The sequence below is a fragment of the Pirellulales bacterium genome, assembly GCA_036267355.1.
GTDB lineage: Bacteria > Planctomycetota > Planctomycetia > Pirellulales > DATAWG01 > DATAWG01.
Genome location: DATAWG010000082.1, coordinates 74744 through 93407 on the forward strand (window position 1 = coordinate 74744; position 18664 = coordinate 93407).

Annotated in this window: 8 protein-coding genes; 7 read left to right on the forward strand and 1 reads right to left on the reverse strand. The window is 63.8% G+C overall.

Going from position 1 to position 18664, the window contains the following annotated elements; genetic code table 11:
* The first annotated feature begins 89 nt into the window (after positions 1-89).
* The 4 genes from VHX65_13145 to VHX65_13160 all read left to right on the forward strand — a co-directional run bounded on the left by VHX65_13145 (position 90) and on the right by VHX65_13160 (position 4179).
* Positions 90-1022, forward strand: a complete 933-nt coding sequence (locus tag VHX65_13145; GenBank protein ID HEX3999491.1) for a type IIL restriction-modification enzyme MmeI — start codon at positions 90-92, stop codon at positions 1020-1022.
* A 276-nt stretch (positions 1023-1298) separates the two neighbouring features.
* Positions 1299-1445, forward strand: a complete 147-nt coding sequence (locus VHX65_13150; GenBank protein ID HEX3999492.1) for a hypothetical protein — start codon at positions 1299-1301, stop codon at positions 1443-1445.
* Positions 1442-2818 carry a Gfo/Idh/MocA family oxidoreductase gene (locus tag VHX65_13155; GenBank protein HEX3999493.1) on the forward strand — a complete coding sequence of 459 codons (1377 nt, stop codon included), beginning with the start codon at positions 1442-1444 and terminating at the stop codon, positions 2816-2818. Before VHX65_13150 ends, VHX65_13155 begins: the two co-directional genes overlap by 4 nt.
* A 149-nt stretch (positions 2819-2967) precedes the next feature.
* A complete protein-coding gene (locus VHX65_13160) occupies positions 2968-4179 on the forward strand; it encodes an SH3 domain-containing protein (GenBank protein HEX3999494.1) in 1212 nt (403 codons plus the stop codon).
* 206 nt (positions 4180-4385) lie between these two features.
* Here VHX65_13160 and VHX65_13165 read toward each other — a convergent pair whose 3' ends face one another.
* Positions 4386-5312 (reverse strand): hypothetical protein, encoded by a 927-nt coding sequence (locus VHX65_13165; GenBank protein ID HEX3999495.1) that lies wholly within the window; start codon positions 5310-5312, stop codon positions 4386-4388.
* Positions 5313-5749: 437 nt separating this feature from the next.
* Between VHX65_13165 and VHX65_13170 the strand changes: the two genes are divergently transcribed.
* From VHX65_13170 to VHX65_13180, 3 genes are all read left to right on the forward strand, one after another.
* Positions 5750-6526 carry an inositol monophosphatase family protein gene (locus VHX65_13170; protein HEX3999496.1) on the forward strand — a complete coding sequence of 259 codons (777 nt, stop codon included), beginning with the start codon at positions 5750-5752 and terminating at the stop codon, positions 6524-6526.
* A 281-nt stretch (positions 6527-6807) separates the two neighbouring features.
* Positions 6808-10368 carry a hypothetical protein gene (locus tag VHX65_13175; protein ID HEX3999497.1) on the forward strand — a complete coding sequence of 1187 codons (3561 nt, stop codon included), beginning with the start codon at positions 6808-6810 and terminating at the stop codon, positions 10366-10368.
* Positions 10365-18659, forward strand: a complete 8295-nt coding sequence (locus VHX65_13180) for a hypothetical protein (GenBank protein ID HEX3999498.1) — start codon at positions 10365-10367, stop codon at positions 18657-18659. Before VHX65_13175 ends, VHX65_13180 begins: the two co-directional genes overlap by 4 nt.
* Positions 18660-18664 lie beyond the last annotated feature (5 nt).

The following is an 18664-nucleotide window of genomic DNA, read 5'->3' on the forward strand; positions in this document are numbered from 1 at the left end:
TGTTTCGTTAGAATCCTGGAACGCAATCGTCCATTGCCGGTAGAATGGCCGGCTTAAGCATAGCGCCCGAGAGTCCTCCATTCCGATGAATGCAGTCGACGCATATCCTGCTCGCGCGCGAGGCGCACTTTCCGGCCACGATCGCCGATCTTTACGACCCCGACTCGATGCCCGACAACCTCCGCCAAGCCCACGAGCGCAACGATGAGACGCTCGAGCGGATCTACATCGGCCGGCGTGTCAAAAACGACACCGAGCGGCTGGAAAAACTCTTCGACCTCTATACCCAGATGACGGCGGGCAAGGAGTCACCGAAAAAGCCGCCAAGCGCAAAACCAAAAATCCCGATGGATGAACCCACAAGCCTGAAGCGCAAGCGAAGGTTTTCTTCGCTGGCGCTTCAGGCTTGTTGGTGGCAAGCATCGGGCACACGCGCCGGACGCGCAAGCGAAGGAATAGGAGGATCGCAAATGACAAACGAAGTGGGCCACGCGCCAATGGATGATCCATTGGCGTACTTTCTGACGTGGACCACCTACGGCTCGTGGTTGCCGGGAGATGAGCGCGGGTGGGTCAAAAAGCCGGGCCAATTCCGTGCCCCCGACGTAAAGCTGCAAGAGGCGGCCCAGCAACGAATGACCGAAACGGCTCTGACCCTGGACACGGCGCAGCGCCGCATCGTGGAGGACACGATTACCGACCATTGTGGGATTCGCGGCTGGCATCTCCATGCCGTGAACGCTCGCACGCAGTATGTCCACGTGGTGGTATCCGCTCCGGGGCGGGATCCCGAAGATGTCATGGATCAGTTCAAGGCCTGGTGTACGCGGAGGCTCAAGAAACGCGAGCGGTCGCGTCAATCGACCGGCGAAAACCTTCGGCAGAACTGGTGGACTCAGCGCGGAAGTAAGCGGTGGTCGAACGATGCAGACGAATTGGAAGCGGCCTCGCGGTACGTGCGCGAAGAGCAAGGCGAACCGACACCACGACCACCCGAAGAGAGCGAAGATACACAAGGGTGAAGCGCGTGGGGGCGACAAGATTCCTTCGCTGGCGCTTCAGGCTTGCGCTGGCAAGCATCGGGTACAGAAGCCTGAAGCGCGAGCGAAGGAAATCGCCCACGGGAACGTGCGCGAAGATCGACGCCGGCTGGGGGCAGTCGTCCGACGTCGGAAATCGCTCCCGGGCGCGCGCGAAGGGAAGCGAGGATCGACATTCCTTCGCTTGCGCTTCAGGCTTGTGTCGGACTTCGCGCTGCCGGTGGCACTATTCGGCCGCACTGCTAAAATGGAGCTTCTATGAGCCAACACATCTCGATCCCCTCCTTCACCAATCTCATCGCCGAGCCGGATGCCAGCGAATTGGCCGTCACCGAGGCGGTAAACGGGATCGACCCGCCAGCGCCGCCGAACTTCGCCCCCCCAACTCGATGCACGCTCCGATGAAATCCAATATTGGCCGCCGTGAATTCGTTCTTCAATCGTCGACCGCGGCGGCAAGCGGACTGGCATTGGCCGGCGCCGCGGCAACGGCAATCGGCGCCCCCGCGGCGTCAGCTTCGCCGGCGCGGGGCGCGACATCTCCCGGCCGGCGAATTCGCGTCGGCGTGATGGGACTCGGCCGCGGCAGTGCGTTGGCGGCCGCGCTCGCTTCGCTCGCCGATGCCGAAGTCGCTTATATGTGCGATGTCGATCGTCGGCGGCTGGCGAACGGTATGAAGCAACTCGGCGGCGCGAAATCGCAGCATCCGCAAGCCGTCGCCGACTTCCGCAAGATTCTCGACGATAAATCGGTCGATGCGTTGGTCGTCGCCGCGCCTGATCATTGGCACGCCCCTGCCGCGATTCTCGCTTGTTCGGCCGGCAAGCACGTTTATGTAGAAAAGCCCTGCTGCCACAATCCCCACGAAGGCGAACTGGCCATCGCGGCCGCACGCAAGCACGATCGAATCGTGCAGGTCGGAACGCAGCGGCGAAGCTGGCCGGCGCTCATCGAAGCGGTGGAAAAAATGCGCGCCGGCGAAATCGGCCGCGTGCTGTACGCCCGGGCCTGGTATGCCAATCATCGGCCATCGATCGGGCGCGGCAAGCCGGCTCCTGTGCCCGAATGGCTGGACTACAGCCTGTGGCAAGGCCCCGCTCCCGAGCGGCCGTTCAAAGACAACTATTTGCACTATTTCTGGCACAACTATTGGCATTGGGGCACCGGTGAAATGGGCAACAACGGCGTGCACGGGCTCGATCTATGCCGCTGGGGATTAGGCGTCGATTATCCGACGCGCGTCGTCAGCGGCGGCGGAAAATATCGCTACGAAGACGATCAGCAAACGCCCGACACGCACACGGTCACCTTTGAATTCGGCGATCGGGCGATTTTTTGGGAGGGCCTCAGTTGGTCGCCGCGCGGCATGGAAGGGGAATCTTTCGGGGCGTCGTTCCATGGCGAACGAGGCACGCTCGTGATGACCGGTTCCGGTTATGCCATCTATGCCTCACGAACAAGGAAATCGGCACAGCGAATGTCGCGTCGGGGGATGGCGTGCACTTGCAAGACTTTCTCACCAGCATCCGCCAGCATCGCCCGCCGCACGCCGATATTGTCGAGGGCCACAAGTCGACGTTGCTTTGCCATCTCGGCAATATCGCCCACCGCACCGGCCGCACGCTCCACTGCGATCCGCAAGACGGCCATATCCTTGGCGACGACGAAGCCATGCGGCTTTGGACGCGAGAATATCGGCCCGGCTGGGAACCGGTTGTTTGATTTGCAGCCGCTCCGTCGCCGCACGCGACGGACGCTTTCTCCGCGCCTTTGCTAGCGTCGGGCTTTCAATTTCCCGAATTCCCCTTGAGTGGGTCGGGCGTTTTCGCTACAAGTCCCGATCTCTTCTTGCGTTTTATCGCCCGTGCGCCCTTTCGGGCCCCACGGCGATCGGGTTGCAGCGCCTATTCGGGCAGGAGCCTAGCGATGCGATTCTTGGTTCAAGCGATCGGTGTTTATTGCACCACGGCGATCCTCGGTTGGACGACCGCTGGCGCGCGGGCCGATCAGCCGGAGTTTCCCTACACCGCCTACGTAAGCATCGACGACGCCTACGTTCGTAGCGGGGCGGGCAAACGCTATTACCCGACCGATAAGCTCGTGCGTGGCGATGCGGTCGAAGTTTATCGGCAAGACCCGGGCGGATGGCTTGCGATTCGTCCGCCGCGCAAAAGCTTTAGTTGGGTGCCGGCCGACGTGCTTCAGCCGACAAAGAACCATCTGGCGATCGTCGCCGGCGATCGCGTCGCCAGCCACGTCGGCAGCCGATTGAACGAATCGCGCGGCGTCGTTCAGGTACGGCTGGAGCGCGGCGAGGAAGTCGAAATCGTCGCCGCCGAGCCGCTTACGATCAACGGGCAGCAAGAGCTGTGGTGCAAGATAGCGCCGCCATCGGGCGAATTCCGCTGGATCTACGGCAGATTCGTCGACCGCATCCGGCCGCCGCCGGTCGTGCCGTCGATTGCCGTCGAACCGCTCGCGCCGGCGACACCGGCAACTGCGAAGCCGTTTGTCGCGCCGAGCGACAATGCCGGCGCCAATTCCGACGCATTCGACTCGAATCTTATGGCGGTCGATTTGGCGCTTTCGGCAGCGGTGGTGCAAGAAATGGCGACCTGGCGATTCGACGATCTCGAACGCCGCGCCGAACGAGTGCTGGATCGCGCCCAAACTTCCGACGAGCGCAACCGCGCCCGGCAGTTGCTCGATCGAATTGCCAACTTCGAAGACATCAAGCGGCGCAGCGACGCAATTGCCGGGCTCGACACGGGCGTCGATCGACGGCGACTCCAACTCACGGCAATGACGACCGCCCCGGCAGCGCCGGCATGGTCGAATGGCGTGGCGCTAACGGGCGCCGCGTCGCGCTACGACGCGGTCGGAAAACTCACGACGGTGCGATCGCTACGACCGCACGCGCCCCCTTTCGCACTTCTCGACGCCAATCACGAACCGATCGCGTTTGTCACACCGATGCCGGGCGTCGATCTGCGGCCGCTCTTGGGCCATCAGGTCGGCGTGAGCGGCCAGCGCGGCTACATGCCGGAATTCAAGAAGGCCCATATCACCGCGATGCTGGCCGAGCCGCTCGACGGCTCCGATGTGATCATGGCCCTGCGCGATCAAATGCGCCGTTGAGAGTTGCCTGGCACTCGCAAGCGCCGTCTGGCAGTGCCTCCAGGTGAGTTTGACGTTCAGTTTGTTTGGGATTGAACCTCCGGCCAGACATAACGGTTTCGCCGCGCACAAGAATTCACGGCGCACGGCGCACGCACTGGCAGACTGCGCTTGCCCGTGGGCACCCGCCTGGCACCTGAGTGCCGCCCAGAATGCCGTTCCATGCGTCAAGCGGTGAGCGGCGGTTCGGATGCGGCGAAACGCCGGTGTTCGTTGCGGGCAAAATCGCTGCCGTTGCCGTGGGGCACGAAAAGACCGCGAATCCGCGATCGCAGGATAACGCCCTTTTCCAATCGCTCGGCAAACAGGCGATGCGTCAAGCGAACCGTCGGCGGCGCCGCGCTCGTCCACTCGAAGATTGTTTGCCGAAAGTCCGCGGGGTGGACCATCTCGATATAGCTCGGCAACGCTCCCGCCAGTCGGATCAGGCAGCAGTCTGGATTCTCCACGGCTCGAGCTTTCGAACCCATCGGCTGGCCACGAAATTCGACTGCCGAAGCCAGACGGTTGGTTTGGGCCATATCGCTTGGCACTGGACTCGTTGGCTGATCGCAGCACGATGCAAACGCGATTGGTGCGAGCCGATCGTCCATGGCGGCAAGCATCTGCCATGATTCAACGTGCCCGAGCGTCGTAAAAACTGACAAAGCCGTTTCGATATCCAGTTGGCTGGTCTGCACGGACACGACGAGTTCCAACTGCTCGATGGGTGCGGTCGGCGCGGCGTGTCCGAATCGATCGCCGACGCGCGGCGCATCGGCGAGAAAGGCCCTCGATCGTTCGGCGTCGAGCAATCGCCAGTAGATCTGCGTGCGAAAGGGGCGCGCGGCGGTTTCTGCGTACGTCGCGATCAGATCGTTGCCGCGCACGAAGGAATCGACGGCCGACGCCGCTGCCGCCGCCGATGCCGCTGCCGCCGCCGAGTCGGCGGGTTCTATTTGCACGCCAAAGAGCGAAGCGCCCGGGATCGGTTGCCCGCACAGAGTTTCCAATTGCATGCCGTCCGATGGGCGATCGAGATCAACCGTCGCCGTCAGACGCGGCGATTTTAGCGTGGCGATTCGTCCGACGAGGTGCCAGGCGGAATTCGGCATGAGGCGGCGTAACGGGATAGCGCGGTAACAAAAAAACCCCGCCGTCCACTTGCGCGGAGCGGCGGGGCCGGAACAGAGAAGAGGCCGACGCTAAGGAAACACTCTGGGATGAATGATGCCGCTATGAAACCGCTGAAAGAATCAGGACACGGAACTCGCCACGCCGAAAAGGCAAACCCCCCTGTCCCATCTCCCCTGATAATACCAGCTTCAACGCCGATGTCCAGCATTTTGGCAGTGCATTTCCGAAATTTTTTTCCGGGCTTCCGATTCACTTCAGTTCACACACTGGCCGCCGCTCGCCGGCGGCTTCGCCGTCAATTTTCCCACGTTATAATCGGGAACCGCAAACCCAAGCGCGGAAAGCCGCTTGCGGCATCGGTTGAGCGGTGATCGGTTTTGAATTTGCCCACCCGGCCCTTGGAGTTTGCCTGCGCATGCCAGATTTTCTTGCGGTCTGTGAACAAGCGGCCCGCGCCGGCGGGGCGACACTGCTGGAATGGGTCGAGCGGTTTACGGTCCGCGAGAAGGCGCCGTCGGATCTGGTTACGGACGCCGATGTTGCGTCGCAGGAGGCGGTCAGAAAGATCGTGCTGGGTGCGTTTCCCGATCACGATTTTCTCAGCGAAGAAGAACCGTGGAGCGCGCCTCCGAGCGGGTCGGTGCCCCGCTACCGTTGGATTCTCGATCCGCTGGATGGGACAACGAATTATGTTCACCGTATTCCCGACTATGCCGTTTCCCTGGCGCTCGAGCGGGGGGGCGAGGTGCTTGCTGCCACAGTGTTCAACCCTGTGCACGGCGAATGCTACACAGCTGCGGCGGGAAAAGGCGCTTATTTGAACGGCCGGCGGATTTCGGCCAGCGGTGTTACCGAACTAGCCCATGCCGTGGTCGCGGCAAGTTTTCCCCCAAAAATGACGGCGGATTCACCAATCCTGGCCGATTTCACGCGCATCATCGTGGCATCGCAGTCGGTGCGCCGAACCGGGTCGGCAGCCCTGAATTTGTGTTATATCGCGGCCGGCCGATTCGATGGCTTTTGGGCCCGCGATACCAAGGTCTGGGACGTGGCGGCCGGCTTTTTGGCGATTCGCGAAGCCGGCGGCATCATGACTGGCCTCGACGGCAGCCCGTTTCGCCTCGACCGGCCCGAATTCATCGCCGCCGCCACCGAACCCTTGCACCGCGAACTTCGTTCCATGCTTGGATGAGGGACGGCTGCAAGACTTCAGGCTACAGACTACAGGCTACAGGGACGCGCGGCGCAATCACGGCATGGGTGGCGCGGTGGGCCCGGACATGGATGTCGCGCGATGTCGTGCTTTCGATATGCTTGCGGGCTGGGTAAGATAAAGGCTTAAGACAGACCTTTTCGCCGTAGTTTCGGCAATTATTCTTTTCTATCGCGACCGAGCGGCAGATCCCTCGACTTTTTCGCGGATCGTGGCTGCTCCGCGGGACGGTGACCTTGCGGCATCGTGGACCTTTATTTTTGCTCCCGTGGCTACTGATGGCGTTGGCCGTCGCGCTACTTTTACCGCCGTTCGACGCGGCGCCGGCAAGGGGAGATCCGCCCGCCACACCTCAGGCGGCTCCCGCCGCATCGCCGCGTGCGCCAGCCGCCGCGAACGCTAGCGGGACGGTCGCCCCAGCGGCGCCGATCGCTGCTTCGACTGCGGAGCGGACGAGCGAGGTCAAACCGGAAGTGTACTACGTTCGCGATAAAGAGGGCCGCTTGGTGCCGGTTCCCGGCTTCAGCTATGAAGACTTCGTGCGCTACTACCGGTTGAAGGAGAAACTCGATCGCCCGGAGCCCGCCCCGCGTTTTGGCCTCGAGCAAATGACGCTCACCGGCGAAAGCCGCGGCGATCGCGTCGAGTTGACCGCGGTATTCAAACTGTTGCTGAACGACGCGGATTGGGTTCGTGTGCCGTTGCGGTTGAACCAATGCGTGCTCCGCGGCACGGCGGAGTTCAAAGGCGCGGGGGAGGAATTCTTGCAATTCGATCCGGTGGCCGATGGCTATGTGTGTTGGATCCGTTCGGCCGCGCACAGCGAATGTGAACTGACGCTCCATCTGTTGGCTCCGGTTGCCAACAGCGCGGAGGAAAGCCGGCTGGAGCTAAACGCACCGCATGCCGCGGTGTCGCAACTCACGCTGCACGTGTCGGCGGCGGGCGCGATCGCGGATGCTTCGCCCGGCTTGGCTCCTCCGGAGGTTATGCCAGCGCATCCGCCCGCCGCCGGCAGCGATATTTCCGTTCTCGGCGTGGGGGGCGATTGCTGGCTTTCGTGGCGCGGGCCGGATCAACCGCTGGCCCAGCTCTCATCGGCGCTGGAAGTCACCGGCGCCGTGCTCATGCGGATCGATGGCCGGAGCGTGAACAGCGACGCCACGCTGACGGTTCGCAGTTTCGGCGCCGAGTTCGACCGGCTCCATATTCGCCTGCCGCGCGGCGCCGAACTGATCGGTGGCCGCCAGGATGGTTACACCCTCACGGCCGGAAACGGCGCCGATGCCGGGCTGGTGGAAGTGAAGCTCGATCGCAAAACCGCCGGCCCGATCGACATCCGCCTCTCGACCGAGCGCGCCTACGATGTGACCAAGCCCGGCGAATCGCTGGAATTGGCCGGCTTCGCCGTGGCTGAAGCGATTCCGCATCGGCAATGGGGATATCTTGCCGTTGCCGTGGCGGGCGATTGGCAGTTGGTTTGGGGGGAAGAGAATCGCGTGCGCCGAGTCAGCGAATTGCCCGACAGCTTGCGGCGCAAGGATCTGGTCGCAGGCTTCGAGTATTACGGTCAGCCGAATTCGCTGAGTGTGCGGGTCATGCCGCGCAAGACGCGGATCAGCGTTGAGCCGCAATATGTCTATTCCGTGCGCGAGGATGAAGTTCGGCTCGACGCTCGACTCGATTACACGATCCGAGGGGCGAAGCCATTTCAGCTCGAAGTCGATCTGCCGGGCTGGGAAATCGACAAGATTCGCCCGGAAGGCGTGATCGACAGCGGAGCGATTTCAACATCCGCATCGGGAACGATCACGCTTCCGCTGGCCGAACCCGCCACCGGCGATATCGAGCTTAATCTCACGGCCCATCGCCGCAATGGACCGAGCCTGAAATCGATCGCTTGGACGCTGCCGCAGCCGCGGGTCGACGTGGTCGGCCCGGCTGAGGTCGCGATCCTGCCGGCCGACAACATCGAACTGACGCCGCGCCCCGCTCAGATCAGCGGTCTTGGGCGATCCAATGGTCGCGCGTTCACGCTGCGGAGTGGTGCCATCGGAGCATTGCCGCCGAATGCGTCGCCATTTGCCGGATCGGCCCAGGCGGCAGACGCCGCGGCCGGTCCGTTGTCGAAAACCGGGCCGGACGGGGGCCCGATCCTGGGGAATGCCGGCAACTCGAATGCGGCGGACTTTGCGGCGACGGCGCTTTTTTACCGGGCGGAGCAAGCCGACGCAAAATTCGCCGCCGACTTCGCCGTTCGCCAGCAAGACGTCAGCGTGGAACTCGACAATCAAGTCTCGATCCGCGATCGAGACGTCTCGGTCGTGCAGGCGATCGACTATCTGGTGCGCTATGTTCCGCTGGAGCGGCTAAGGCTTGACGTTCCCCGGGCGTTGTTGGAACAACGCCGGCTTCGCTTCGCTGTCGGCAAGGAAACGCTCCAACCGCAAGCTACCCCGTCCGAAACCGATCCCGCTCGAACGGCCGTATCAATTTCGTTGCCGCGGCCAATTCTCGGGGCGTTTCGCTTGGAAATCTCGTTCACGATGCCGGAGCCGCGGCCGGCCGGCTCGGCGAGCGCGCCGCTCGACTTGCCGCTTTCCGTGCCGCGCGACGGGAGCATCGTCGCCAACACCGCGGCCATCACCGCCCAGCCCGGTGTCCGGATCGATCAGCGCGAGGGGGCCTGGAATCCGCTCGAAACGCCGGCGGCGTCAGCCGGTGCGGATCAAACTCTGAGGTTGGCGGCATCCGATCCGACCGACGAATTGCGGTTGGCCATCAGCCGCGACGATAGCCGCCTGCAGAGCGCGACGTTTGTCGATCGGGCCTGGATTCAAACGTGGCTCACCGAATCGGTCCGGCAGGATCGCATCGCCTATTGGTTTTCCACGAACGAGGATCAATTGCGATTGGAATTGCCGGTGGGCATCGGCGCCGCGGACGTCGAACTCACGCTCGACGGACAGCCGCTGACGCCGTCGGCAACTCCCTCGGGTCCGCTCGTCATCGCCTTGCCACCGGAGTCGGAGCGGCGCGAGCACGTGCTCGAACTCCGTTATCAGTTTGCCGATCGTGGCCCGCACGACGGGTCGCTCGTGCTCGAAGCCCCGAAATGGGAAAACCACGTCACGATTCGCCGCACGTATTGGCAACTGCTGCTGCCCGCGGATGAGCACTTGCTAAAAGCGGCCGGCGATCTGACGCCCGAATACGACTGGATGTGGAATTCCGCCGATTTCGGTCTCCGCCGCGTGCCACTGAAAGACGATGCGCAACTCGAGCAATGGGTCGGACTAACGCGAGTCGGCAAAGCGGCCGACCCCTCTGCGGCGGGCCCGGCGCGCGTCGCCGAAATCGACGAACAGCCCGGTCGCGTCAATCGCTACTTGTTCAGCACCGCCGGGCAAGGGGGCCGATTTCAGGTCGTGATCGTGCGGCAGTGGTTGTTGCTCTTGATCGCGTCGGCCGTGGTGTTGGCGATCGGCTTGGCACTGATCTATTTTCCCCGACTAAGAGCAATGCGCACGTTGGTTGCCGCGGCGGCGGTCGCGATCGTTGCTGCGATCGTCTTTCCCGATCCGGCGCTGTTGCTCGCACAAGCGGGAAGCTTGGGCTTGTTGCTGATTGCCGCGGCGTTGCTGTTGCGGCGGCTTACAAGCCGGCAGCCGGCGGCCGTGAAGGCGAACTCGATCTCCCACCATACTCGGTTGGAACGCAGCTCGACGCGACTGCACGCGCCCCGCGAGCAAGAACTCGAACCGGCCACGACCGCCACGTCGCCGCCGGTCGTCGAAATGCCAAGCCGATCGCGCCTATGAATCGTTTCCGTTTTGCCAGCCGCTCCGCAAACGCCGCCGGGCATCGGCCTTTCCGATTGGCGGGAGCGCTTGTCGCCGTTTTGGCGGCGATGCTTCCACCCGCTGCGGCGAGATCCGTCGCCGCCGAGCCGGTCGCTACCGGTATTGCGGCAGCGGATTCATCGCCGCTACGGTTTCGCCGCGTGTATATTCCCGAGGATCAAATCGACCGCTGGCCGCGCGAAGGCGTCCGCTATTTGCCGATGAAGGCGGGCGAGTTCGAGCGTTTGGTGGGCGGGGCCAGCGGCGGTCACAGGCCGGCCCCGGGCGTATCTGCCGAGCCCGTATCTCCCGGAGCGTTGCAATCGGGGGCTGAAGTTGCGCAACCGCCCAACACGGATGTGGTGCGCGCGGTGTACGAGGCGCGCCTGCAAGGCGACGTATTGAGCGGCGGGCGGGCGACACTCCAAATTCGCCACGCTGGAAGCGCTCCGTCGCTGCTATCGCTCGAACCATGCCGGTTGGCAATCCAGGCTCCGGTTTGGGCGGAACCTCCGCCCGCCGCGGCATCGCCAGCTTCTTCGCCGCTTGCAAACCAACCCCCGCAAGACCTTTCCACGCAGCGCCCCGCGATCCTCGGTGTTGGCGCCGACAAGCAACTGACGCTGCGAGTCGAGAAATCTGGTTCGCTCGAATTCGCTTGGACGCTGGTTGGGCAGCGGGAGACGGGCGCGGCGCTTGCCTTTGATTTGCAGCTTCCACCGGCGGCGAGCAATGAGCTCCGGCTCACGCTTCCGCCCGGCTTGGTGCCCACGGTCGAACAAGGTTTTGTTTCGCTCGTCGCCGACGAAGGGACTGCTTCCGTGGCGAGCGTGAAGAAAGACCGACCGTCGGCCCGACGTTGGACGATCGATGTCGGCGGTCAAACGCAGTTCGTGGTGCGGCTGGCGCCGCGCGATTTCTTGCGCGATAGCCGCCCCTTGACGTTGGTCCGGCAATCGTTGGCCTACAGTTTTTCGCCGCACGGAATGCAGCTTTCGGCCGATCTCAAGCTCGATGTGCTCGGCGAGCCGATCGAGCGAATTGCGATGGTCGTGGATCGACCGTTAACGCTGGTCACTGCTCGCTCGGGCGGAACGCAGCTTTCATGGTACGAAACCGACGCAGCCGGCAAGAAACCAGGAGCCGCCGATTCCAATGCGGCCGCGGGGCCGGCACGGGATCGCAACAAGCCGCCGACCAACGATCCGCTGGGCCCACGGCGAATCGTCGTCGAGTTTCCCGAGCCCATCCACGGGACCGGACGGCTCGTGCGGCTGGGGTTTGTAGCGCCTTCGATTTCGCGAAGCCGCCTGCCGGTTATTCGACCGGCCGACGAGGGACTGTTTTGGCAGGAGGGAAGCGCATCGCTGCTGGTGCCGCTTCCGCTCGAATTGGACGAACTGACGCTGAAGGGCTGCCGGCAAACGAAGGCCGAGCCGCTTCCCGCCCCCTCCCTGGGCGACGCCATCTCGCTGCAATACTTCCGCCCGGACGCCGATGTGAATGTGGCGATCAAACGCCGTGGCGATCGCCTGCAGGTGCGAAGCGGAACGACGATCGACGCCGGCGGCAATCGGCTGACCGGCCATTATGTCGCGGATGTCTCGGCGCAGGAGGGTGAATGTTTTAGTCTTTCGGCCGGAGTGTCGCCGGACTGGATTATCGATTCCGTGGAAACCGTCCCCACCGATGCCCTGGCCGATTGGAGTTACAAGCCCTCGGCGGGTTCGGCCTTTCCGCTCGAAATCGCGCTGGCCAAATCGGTTCGGCCGGATCAACCGGTTCGGCTCATTATCAACGGCCGTTGGCGGCGAGCGCCGCCCGGAGAGCGATTGCGGCCGAATGATTTGGCGCTGGCAACGCTGCGCGAGGCGCCGGCAACGCGCCGCGTCGTAGCCGTTCATCCCGGGCCGCCCTACCGCTTGCAAACCACGGGCGCTGAAACGCTGCATCGGCTCGATCCAAAACAGCTCTCGGCGATCGACACGGCCTTGTTGGGCGGAGGCTCGATCGGCGAGGGGACGCTGCTTTTCGTCGACGATGAGGCGGCGGACGATCTGGCCGTCAGGCTGGCGAACGACACGCCTCGATTTTCCGGCACGGTGCGTCTCGATGCTCAAATAACCGATGCGTCGTTGGTCGAAGCCTATCGAATTCGCTGCAAGCCGGAGTCGGCGGAATTGGATCGGTTGCTGGTCCATTTCTCCCGCCGCCGAGAGGAGCCGATGCGCTGGACATTGGTGGATTCCGACAGCGGTGCCACGCAGGCTGGCAATCGAGTGGCAATCGGCAGACCATCGGCGAGCGACGCATCCGGCATCGCTGGGATCGGCGATTCGCAGGATCAGATCGTGGCCCGGCGGTTTTCGGCCGACGAGCAGGCAGCCGCGGGTCTGACGGCCGGTGGCGAGGTTTGGGAATTGACATTCCGCCAACCGGGGAGCAAACCGATCGAAATTCAGGCGGTGCGCACGTCGGCGCTCGCCGCCGACACTCCACTTTCGCTTGCCGAACTAGTGAAGGCGGATGAGCAACAGGGCTCGGTCGCGATTTGGTCGGCCGGACGCCGAATTCCGCAAATCAATAACCGGCGACTGAAGCCCCTGGCGATCGCCCAGGCCGCCACCGGCGCGTCGCCGGCGGCGGCCGATTCCGCCCCCCGCAAAGCGGCCGAACTGGCGTTCCGCGGCGACACCGAGTTGGCCGCCTACGATTATAGCCCCGTCGAGGAGATCGTCTCGGCGGCGGTGGATCCGGCGCCCAGCCTGACTGTTTCGCCGGCAGCCGAGCGGCCGGACGCCTGGGCCTGGTCGGGCCAATTGGATTCCTACTACTCGCCCGACGGATCGAGCCAGCATGTCGCGTGTTGGCGAATCGAAAACACCGGCCGCAAACGAGTTCGCATTCAATTGCCGAGCGGTGGGACCTTTCAGTCGGCCTGGATCGACGACATCCTGGCCACGGCCGGCACGCTTTCGACCGACACTGCACCGGCAAGCTCCACGCCGACAAACGCTGCATCCCCAAACGCTGCGCCCCCAAACGCTGCAACGTCCGCGAATGCGGCAAGTCGGCAAGCCGGCGCGAGTTTGCCACCGGCGCAGGGCGCTGCGGTCCGGCTCGAATTGCCGACGGGCCGAAGGTTCGTGCAGGTTGTGCTGCAATGGGGGACCACCGACGAGCCGCTCGGTCTGCTCTCATCGCGCACATCGCAGCTTGCCGAGATCGACATGCCCGTTCTGGCTCGCGAATGGCATGTTTGGCTTCCGCCGCGATTTCAAGTGAATGGGTCTGTTGCGCTCCGTCGATCTGCCTTCGACGCGGCGGCCACTTGGAGCCAGCGATTGTTCGGTCCGTTCGGCAGGGCCGCAGGCCAATCCGTGTTCAATCCCTTGGACAGCGAAGCGTGGGCTGGGTTGGTTCGGCCTCTGGTCGGCCGCGACGAGGCATGGGCGGAAGCGCGGCAATTCGTCGCGCGGCTGCAAGAGCGGGCACAGACGGCTCGATCACCCGTGAGTTCACCGATGAGTTGGGGCGAACTCCTCGCCGGCGCTCTGCCAAGCATGGCCGGGCGGAGCGAGCTTCATCCATTGCCTCTATTGATCGCCGCTCGCGCGCTGGCTGACATTGGTCTTACACCGCAAACGGCGGTTCGGCTTCCGTCGCCGGATGCGGCTGGTGGATCGCCGTTGACGGTCGCTGATCTGGTTGTGTTGGTCGATCCGAAAGCCTTGGTTCTCACCAGCCGCAGCGCTGCGGCGGTTTGGATGGGGCCCGGCTCGGCCGACCAGACTCAATTGCAATGCTACCCGAGCGGCCCGTTTCAGACCGAATTGAAACAGTCGCTCGACGCAACGAGCGCGCGATTCATTCCCGTCGAGCAATGGAGCTTCCCCGAGGGCCAATCTCCGTGGGGCCATGCGGCGATCGCCGGCAACGGACCATCGCTCGATCACGCGGGCTGGGCCGTCTACGACTTCAGTCTCTTCGACACTCCGCGGCGCATCGGCATCGCCGATCGCGACACGATGCTGGCGATTGGCTTTGGCGTGTTTTTATTGACGCTGCTGTTGGTGCTCGCGAAGCATGAGACATCCGGGAAGCGTCAGGCAATCGGGCTAACCGCTGCGACGGCATTGGCGCTATTGGTGCCGGCGGCTTGCGTTCCGCTTGGTGCCGGACTGTGGTTGGGGCTCGCCGCCGGCTTTGCGCTGCAACGGCTGCTGCGCGGGAACCGGCCAATCGGCGGCCGTCTGGCGCGTCTGCGGCGTGCAATGAAATGGAGCGAGAGCAATCCGCCGCTCGCGGAAGCCGTCGTGGTGAGTGAACGGGGAGGCGATTCCGGCGACACGACGTTGCCGGCCGTCGTCGTTCAAGCTCCACCTTCCGCTGCTCCCAGCGACTCGAAAAGCCCTCGCAGTCTGCAGCGGCCCTCGGGCTCCGCAGGTTCGTCGATCCGCAAACGCGGCGGACCGCCGGGGCCAACGCTGGGATTGCTGCTCGCGATTGCTTGTCTGGCATGGCATGACGCCGGGGCCGCCGAACCAAACAGCGGAGCCGCTCGCGCCGCCGGTGCACAAATCGGCGCGGCGCAGGCGGGCGCAGCGCCGGCGCCTTCCACGCAGCTTGGCGCCGGGAAGACGGGGGCAAACAGCGTCACGATTGAAAACGGCGGCGACGTCGATCTAGGCGGCACTTCCGTAAACAGCGGCCCGGGAAGCGAGGTCGACCAGATTCCCGCCGTTTTGATTCCCTGTGATGCCCAGCAGCAGCCGAAAGGGGATTTCTACCTCGTGCCGGAAGGGCTCTATCTTCGATTGATTCGCCGCGGCGAGCTGTCATCCGATACGAACGACGATTCACAGCATTGGCTCATTACGTCGGCCAATTATCGTGGCGGCTTGGTGAGGCTCGACAATGCTGGATCTGCCGGCTCTGGAGCGCTCGGCTCGGCATTGCTGGGCACCACGGATTGGTCGGCGGAATACGATCTCGAAGTGTTTTCGCTCCCGGCTCATATTGCGATTCCCTTCGGCGACAATGATACGAATCTCTTGCCCGACGGCCTCCGAGTTGATGGAAAGACGATTCCATTTCAGTGGGAAAAGGTCCAGCCCGCGGCGCGCAGCGAGTCGCAAACGCTGCGGCACACGGCAACCGCGAACGGCCGACCGGCGGCCGGGTATGGGGACAAAACGGAAGAGGATGGCCGCGTGTGTACGTTCAATCTTGTGCAAGCCGGACATCATCAGGTGTCGCTTGCTTTCCGGCCGACTGCGCACGATCTGGCGGGGGCCACGACCGTGTCTTACCCCATTCCGCGGCTCGCCAATTCACGGCTTGAACTTTCGGCTCCGGCCGATGCGAGGGTTGAAGTGCCCGGAGCGCGCGGCGAGCCGTCGCTCGATCGCAGCATCCGCCGAGACTCGAGCAACATCGCGGATCCTCCGGCAAGTCGGCTGACCGAGCGGCTCGGGCCGATTGGCCGCTTGACCGTCCACGGATGGCCTACTTCGAACGGCGGCTCCGCCAAGGCGCCGGTTGTCGATGTCGATGAACTCTATTGGCTCAAGGTGCGCCCCGGCTCGGTGACATTGGATGCGGAGTTCAACGTACGCGTTGCCGAGGGAAAGCTCATGCAATTGCGCCTGCTTGAAGATCCGCGGCTTCGCAGATTGCCTCTGGAGGCCGGTTCCCCGATCCGCGAAATGCGCACCGAAGAAGGCGAATTGCACACCATCTACGTCGGACTTGGTCAGCCCGTGGTTGATCGCGTGTCGTTCAAGCTCTCGTTTCTCTTGACCGATACGTCGGGGATCGGGAACTTGCGGTTGCCGCGGCTGGAAGCGCTCGGAGTTCGCTCGGCCCAAAAGGAACTGGCCGTGTCGGTCGATCCGCCGCTGGAGTTCGATCCTTCGGCAGCTTCGCCGCCGACGGCTGCAACTCCGCTTGCGCCCGTACAATTCTTGTCGGCTTGGGGAGCGGCCGAGGCCAAGCCGCAATTGGCCTACAAGCTTGCCGCCGGCGACACCGCCTGGAGCCTGCCGATCCACTCGCGCCAACCGCAAATCGAATCGCGAGAGCAAACCGTAATCGCCATCGAGCGCGGGCGCCTGCACGAAACGTGGCTGGCCGACCTGTCGGTCGTGGGCGGATCGGTTTTTCAGATCCAAATTCCGGCGCCGCCGCAATGGACCGTCGAGACGGCACTGTTGCGGCAAGAGGGCTCGCCGGATCAACCCGTCCGCTGGGCTCGAACGCCGAATGGAGGGCTGACGCTTTTTCTCTCCGGCCCGGCGGCGGAACATTCGAAGTTGCTGTTGCGCGGCGAAATGCCTTATGCGGATGGCGCGCATCAAACGGCCGCGATGAACGTTCAACTTCCCGATCTGCGGGTTGCCGGCCCGTCGGAAGCGCGCGTCGCTTCGCAATCGATCCTGTTGCTCCGCGGCGCCGACGTGCGGTTGGCCGTTTCGAACCCCGCGGGCTTGCAACCCTCGCCGATGCCGGCGTTGAATGCCGCCGTCGCTCGAGCGCTTGCCGACGGACTGCTCGAGCGGTTCGCGCTTGGCCGACTACGGCCGGTGGCTTGTCTGGCTGGCCGCGAAGCGGCGGGCAATGGCCCGGCGATTCGCGTCGAGGCGAACGCTCCGCGATTGGAAGGAAAGGAAACGACGACCGTTCGGCGAGTCAACGACACGTGGAAGGCGGCGGTCGATCTGGATTTCAAGGTTTCTGGCGGAGTGCTCGACACGGTCCGCTTCGATCTGCCGCCGCAATGGGCCGACATCAGCGAGATTTCTCCCTCCACGCCGAGCCAGTTGCTCGAGGTGCCCGGCGAACATCGGCGTCAATTGGTGCTTCGGCCCTCGGAGCCGTGGACCGGCGAGGTTCGGCTTCACCTCAGCGGGCCGATCAGCACGGCCGCGGGGCAGCGCGTGCGCGTGCCCGACGTGCTGCCTTCGGGCAACTTTCAATTGCGCCGCTACGTTTTGCTGCCGACCCGCGCCGGCGACCAGAATTTGAGTTGGGAAGCGAGCGGATTGAATTTCGAGCCGTTGCCGAAGCGGTTTGCTCCGGATTCGTCGCAAGTGGATGTTTATCGAATTTGCGAGGTGGTTGCCGAGCATTTCGAGGCCACGTTGAAATCGGTCGATAAGACGATCCGCCAGCCGCGGGTGCATTTGGCCGATATTGCCGTCACGTATTCCGACGCCGGCCAATGCTACGGCACTGCCACTTTCGATCTCGATCCGGCCGGGACCTCGAGTTGCCTGCTCGAACTCGCGCCGAACGAACGCTTGATCCACGCGCGGGCCGACGGTGTCGCGGCGATCGCCCGGCCGGTCGCCGAGAATCATTGGAGCATTGCGCTGGGAGACGCAGCGCTCCCGCAGCAATTGGAAGTGGTGTTCACCGCGGAGTTGAAAGAAGCGAGCCGCAACGGACGGCTGTTGCTTCCAGCGCCGGTGCTGATCGATTTGCCGGTCGAGCAAACGCTGTGGACGGTTTCCGCGGCAAGCGACGGCGCCGTAGGCGGAAGCCTGAACGTCGCCGGCGCTGCCCCGGCCACGGCCGTCGATCAGGATTTGATTCGCCTTCGCACGATTTCGCAGTTGCTCGAATCTGCCGGCAGTCCCCCGGCCACCGATTCGGGCGACCAACTTGCAAAATGGTTCGGCCCCTGGTCCGACCGGCTGCGGATGGCCCGGGCTGCGATCGACCGATGGCGCGCAGGCGCTGCGGAAACGACTGCCATACGGAACGCCGTGAAGGAGATGCATGCGATCGACGAGCGCCAAGCTAAGTTAGTTCGCCGCCTCGGAATCAAGCCGGCGAAACCGGCCGCCGAGCAGCAATCTGCCGATGAAGCGTTCGCACTCTGGAAGCAGACCGACGAACCGGGCGGTCCGACCGCCGATTACTACGTGCATGGGATCGGACCGACCCTTGCGCTCGGTCTGCCGCGTCGCGGGCCAGATGAAGTGGGTTGGAGGCTGCTGACGGCAATTCTGGGCGCCGGCGGCATGGGGATGATGTTTTGGCTCGCCGGGCGGCCCGGCCGATGGTCGGCGTTTTTCGCTTCTCCACCGTTGATCGCCGTGGCGATCGGGCTCTTCTGGTGGCTCGGAATGGAACCGAGTTGGCTAGGACTGCTGATTGTGGCGGGAGGCCTCGTCGCGGCGATTCCGTTGCGGCCGTCGCGGCCCAAGAAGGCCGAGCCAGCGGCCCCCCCCAGCACGCAGAATTTGCCGAGCCCGATTCGCTAGCCGGA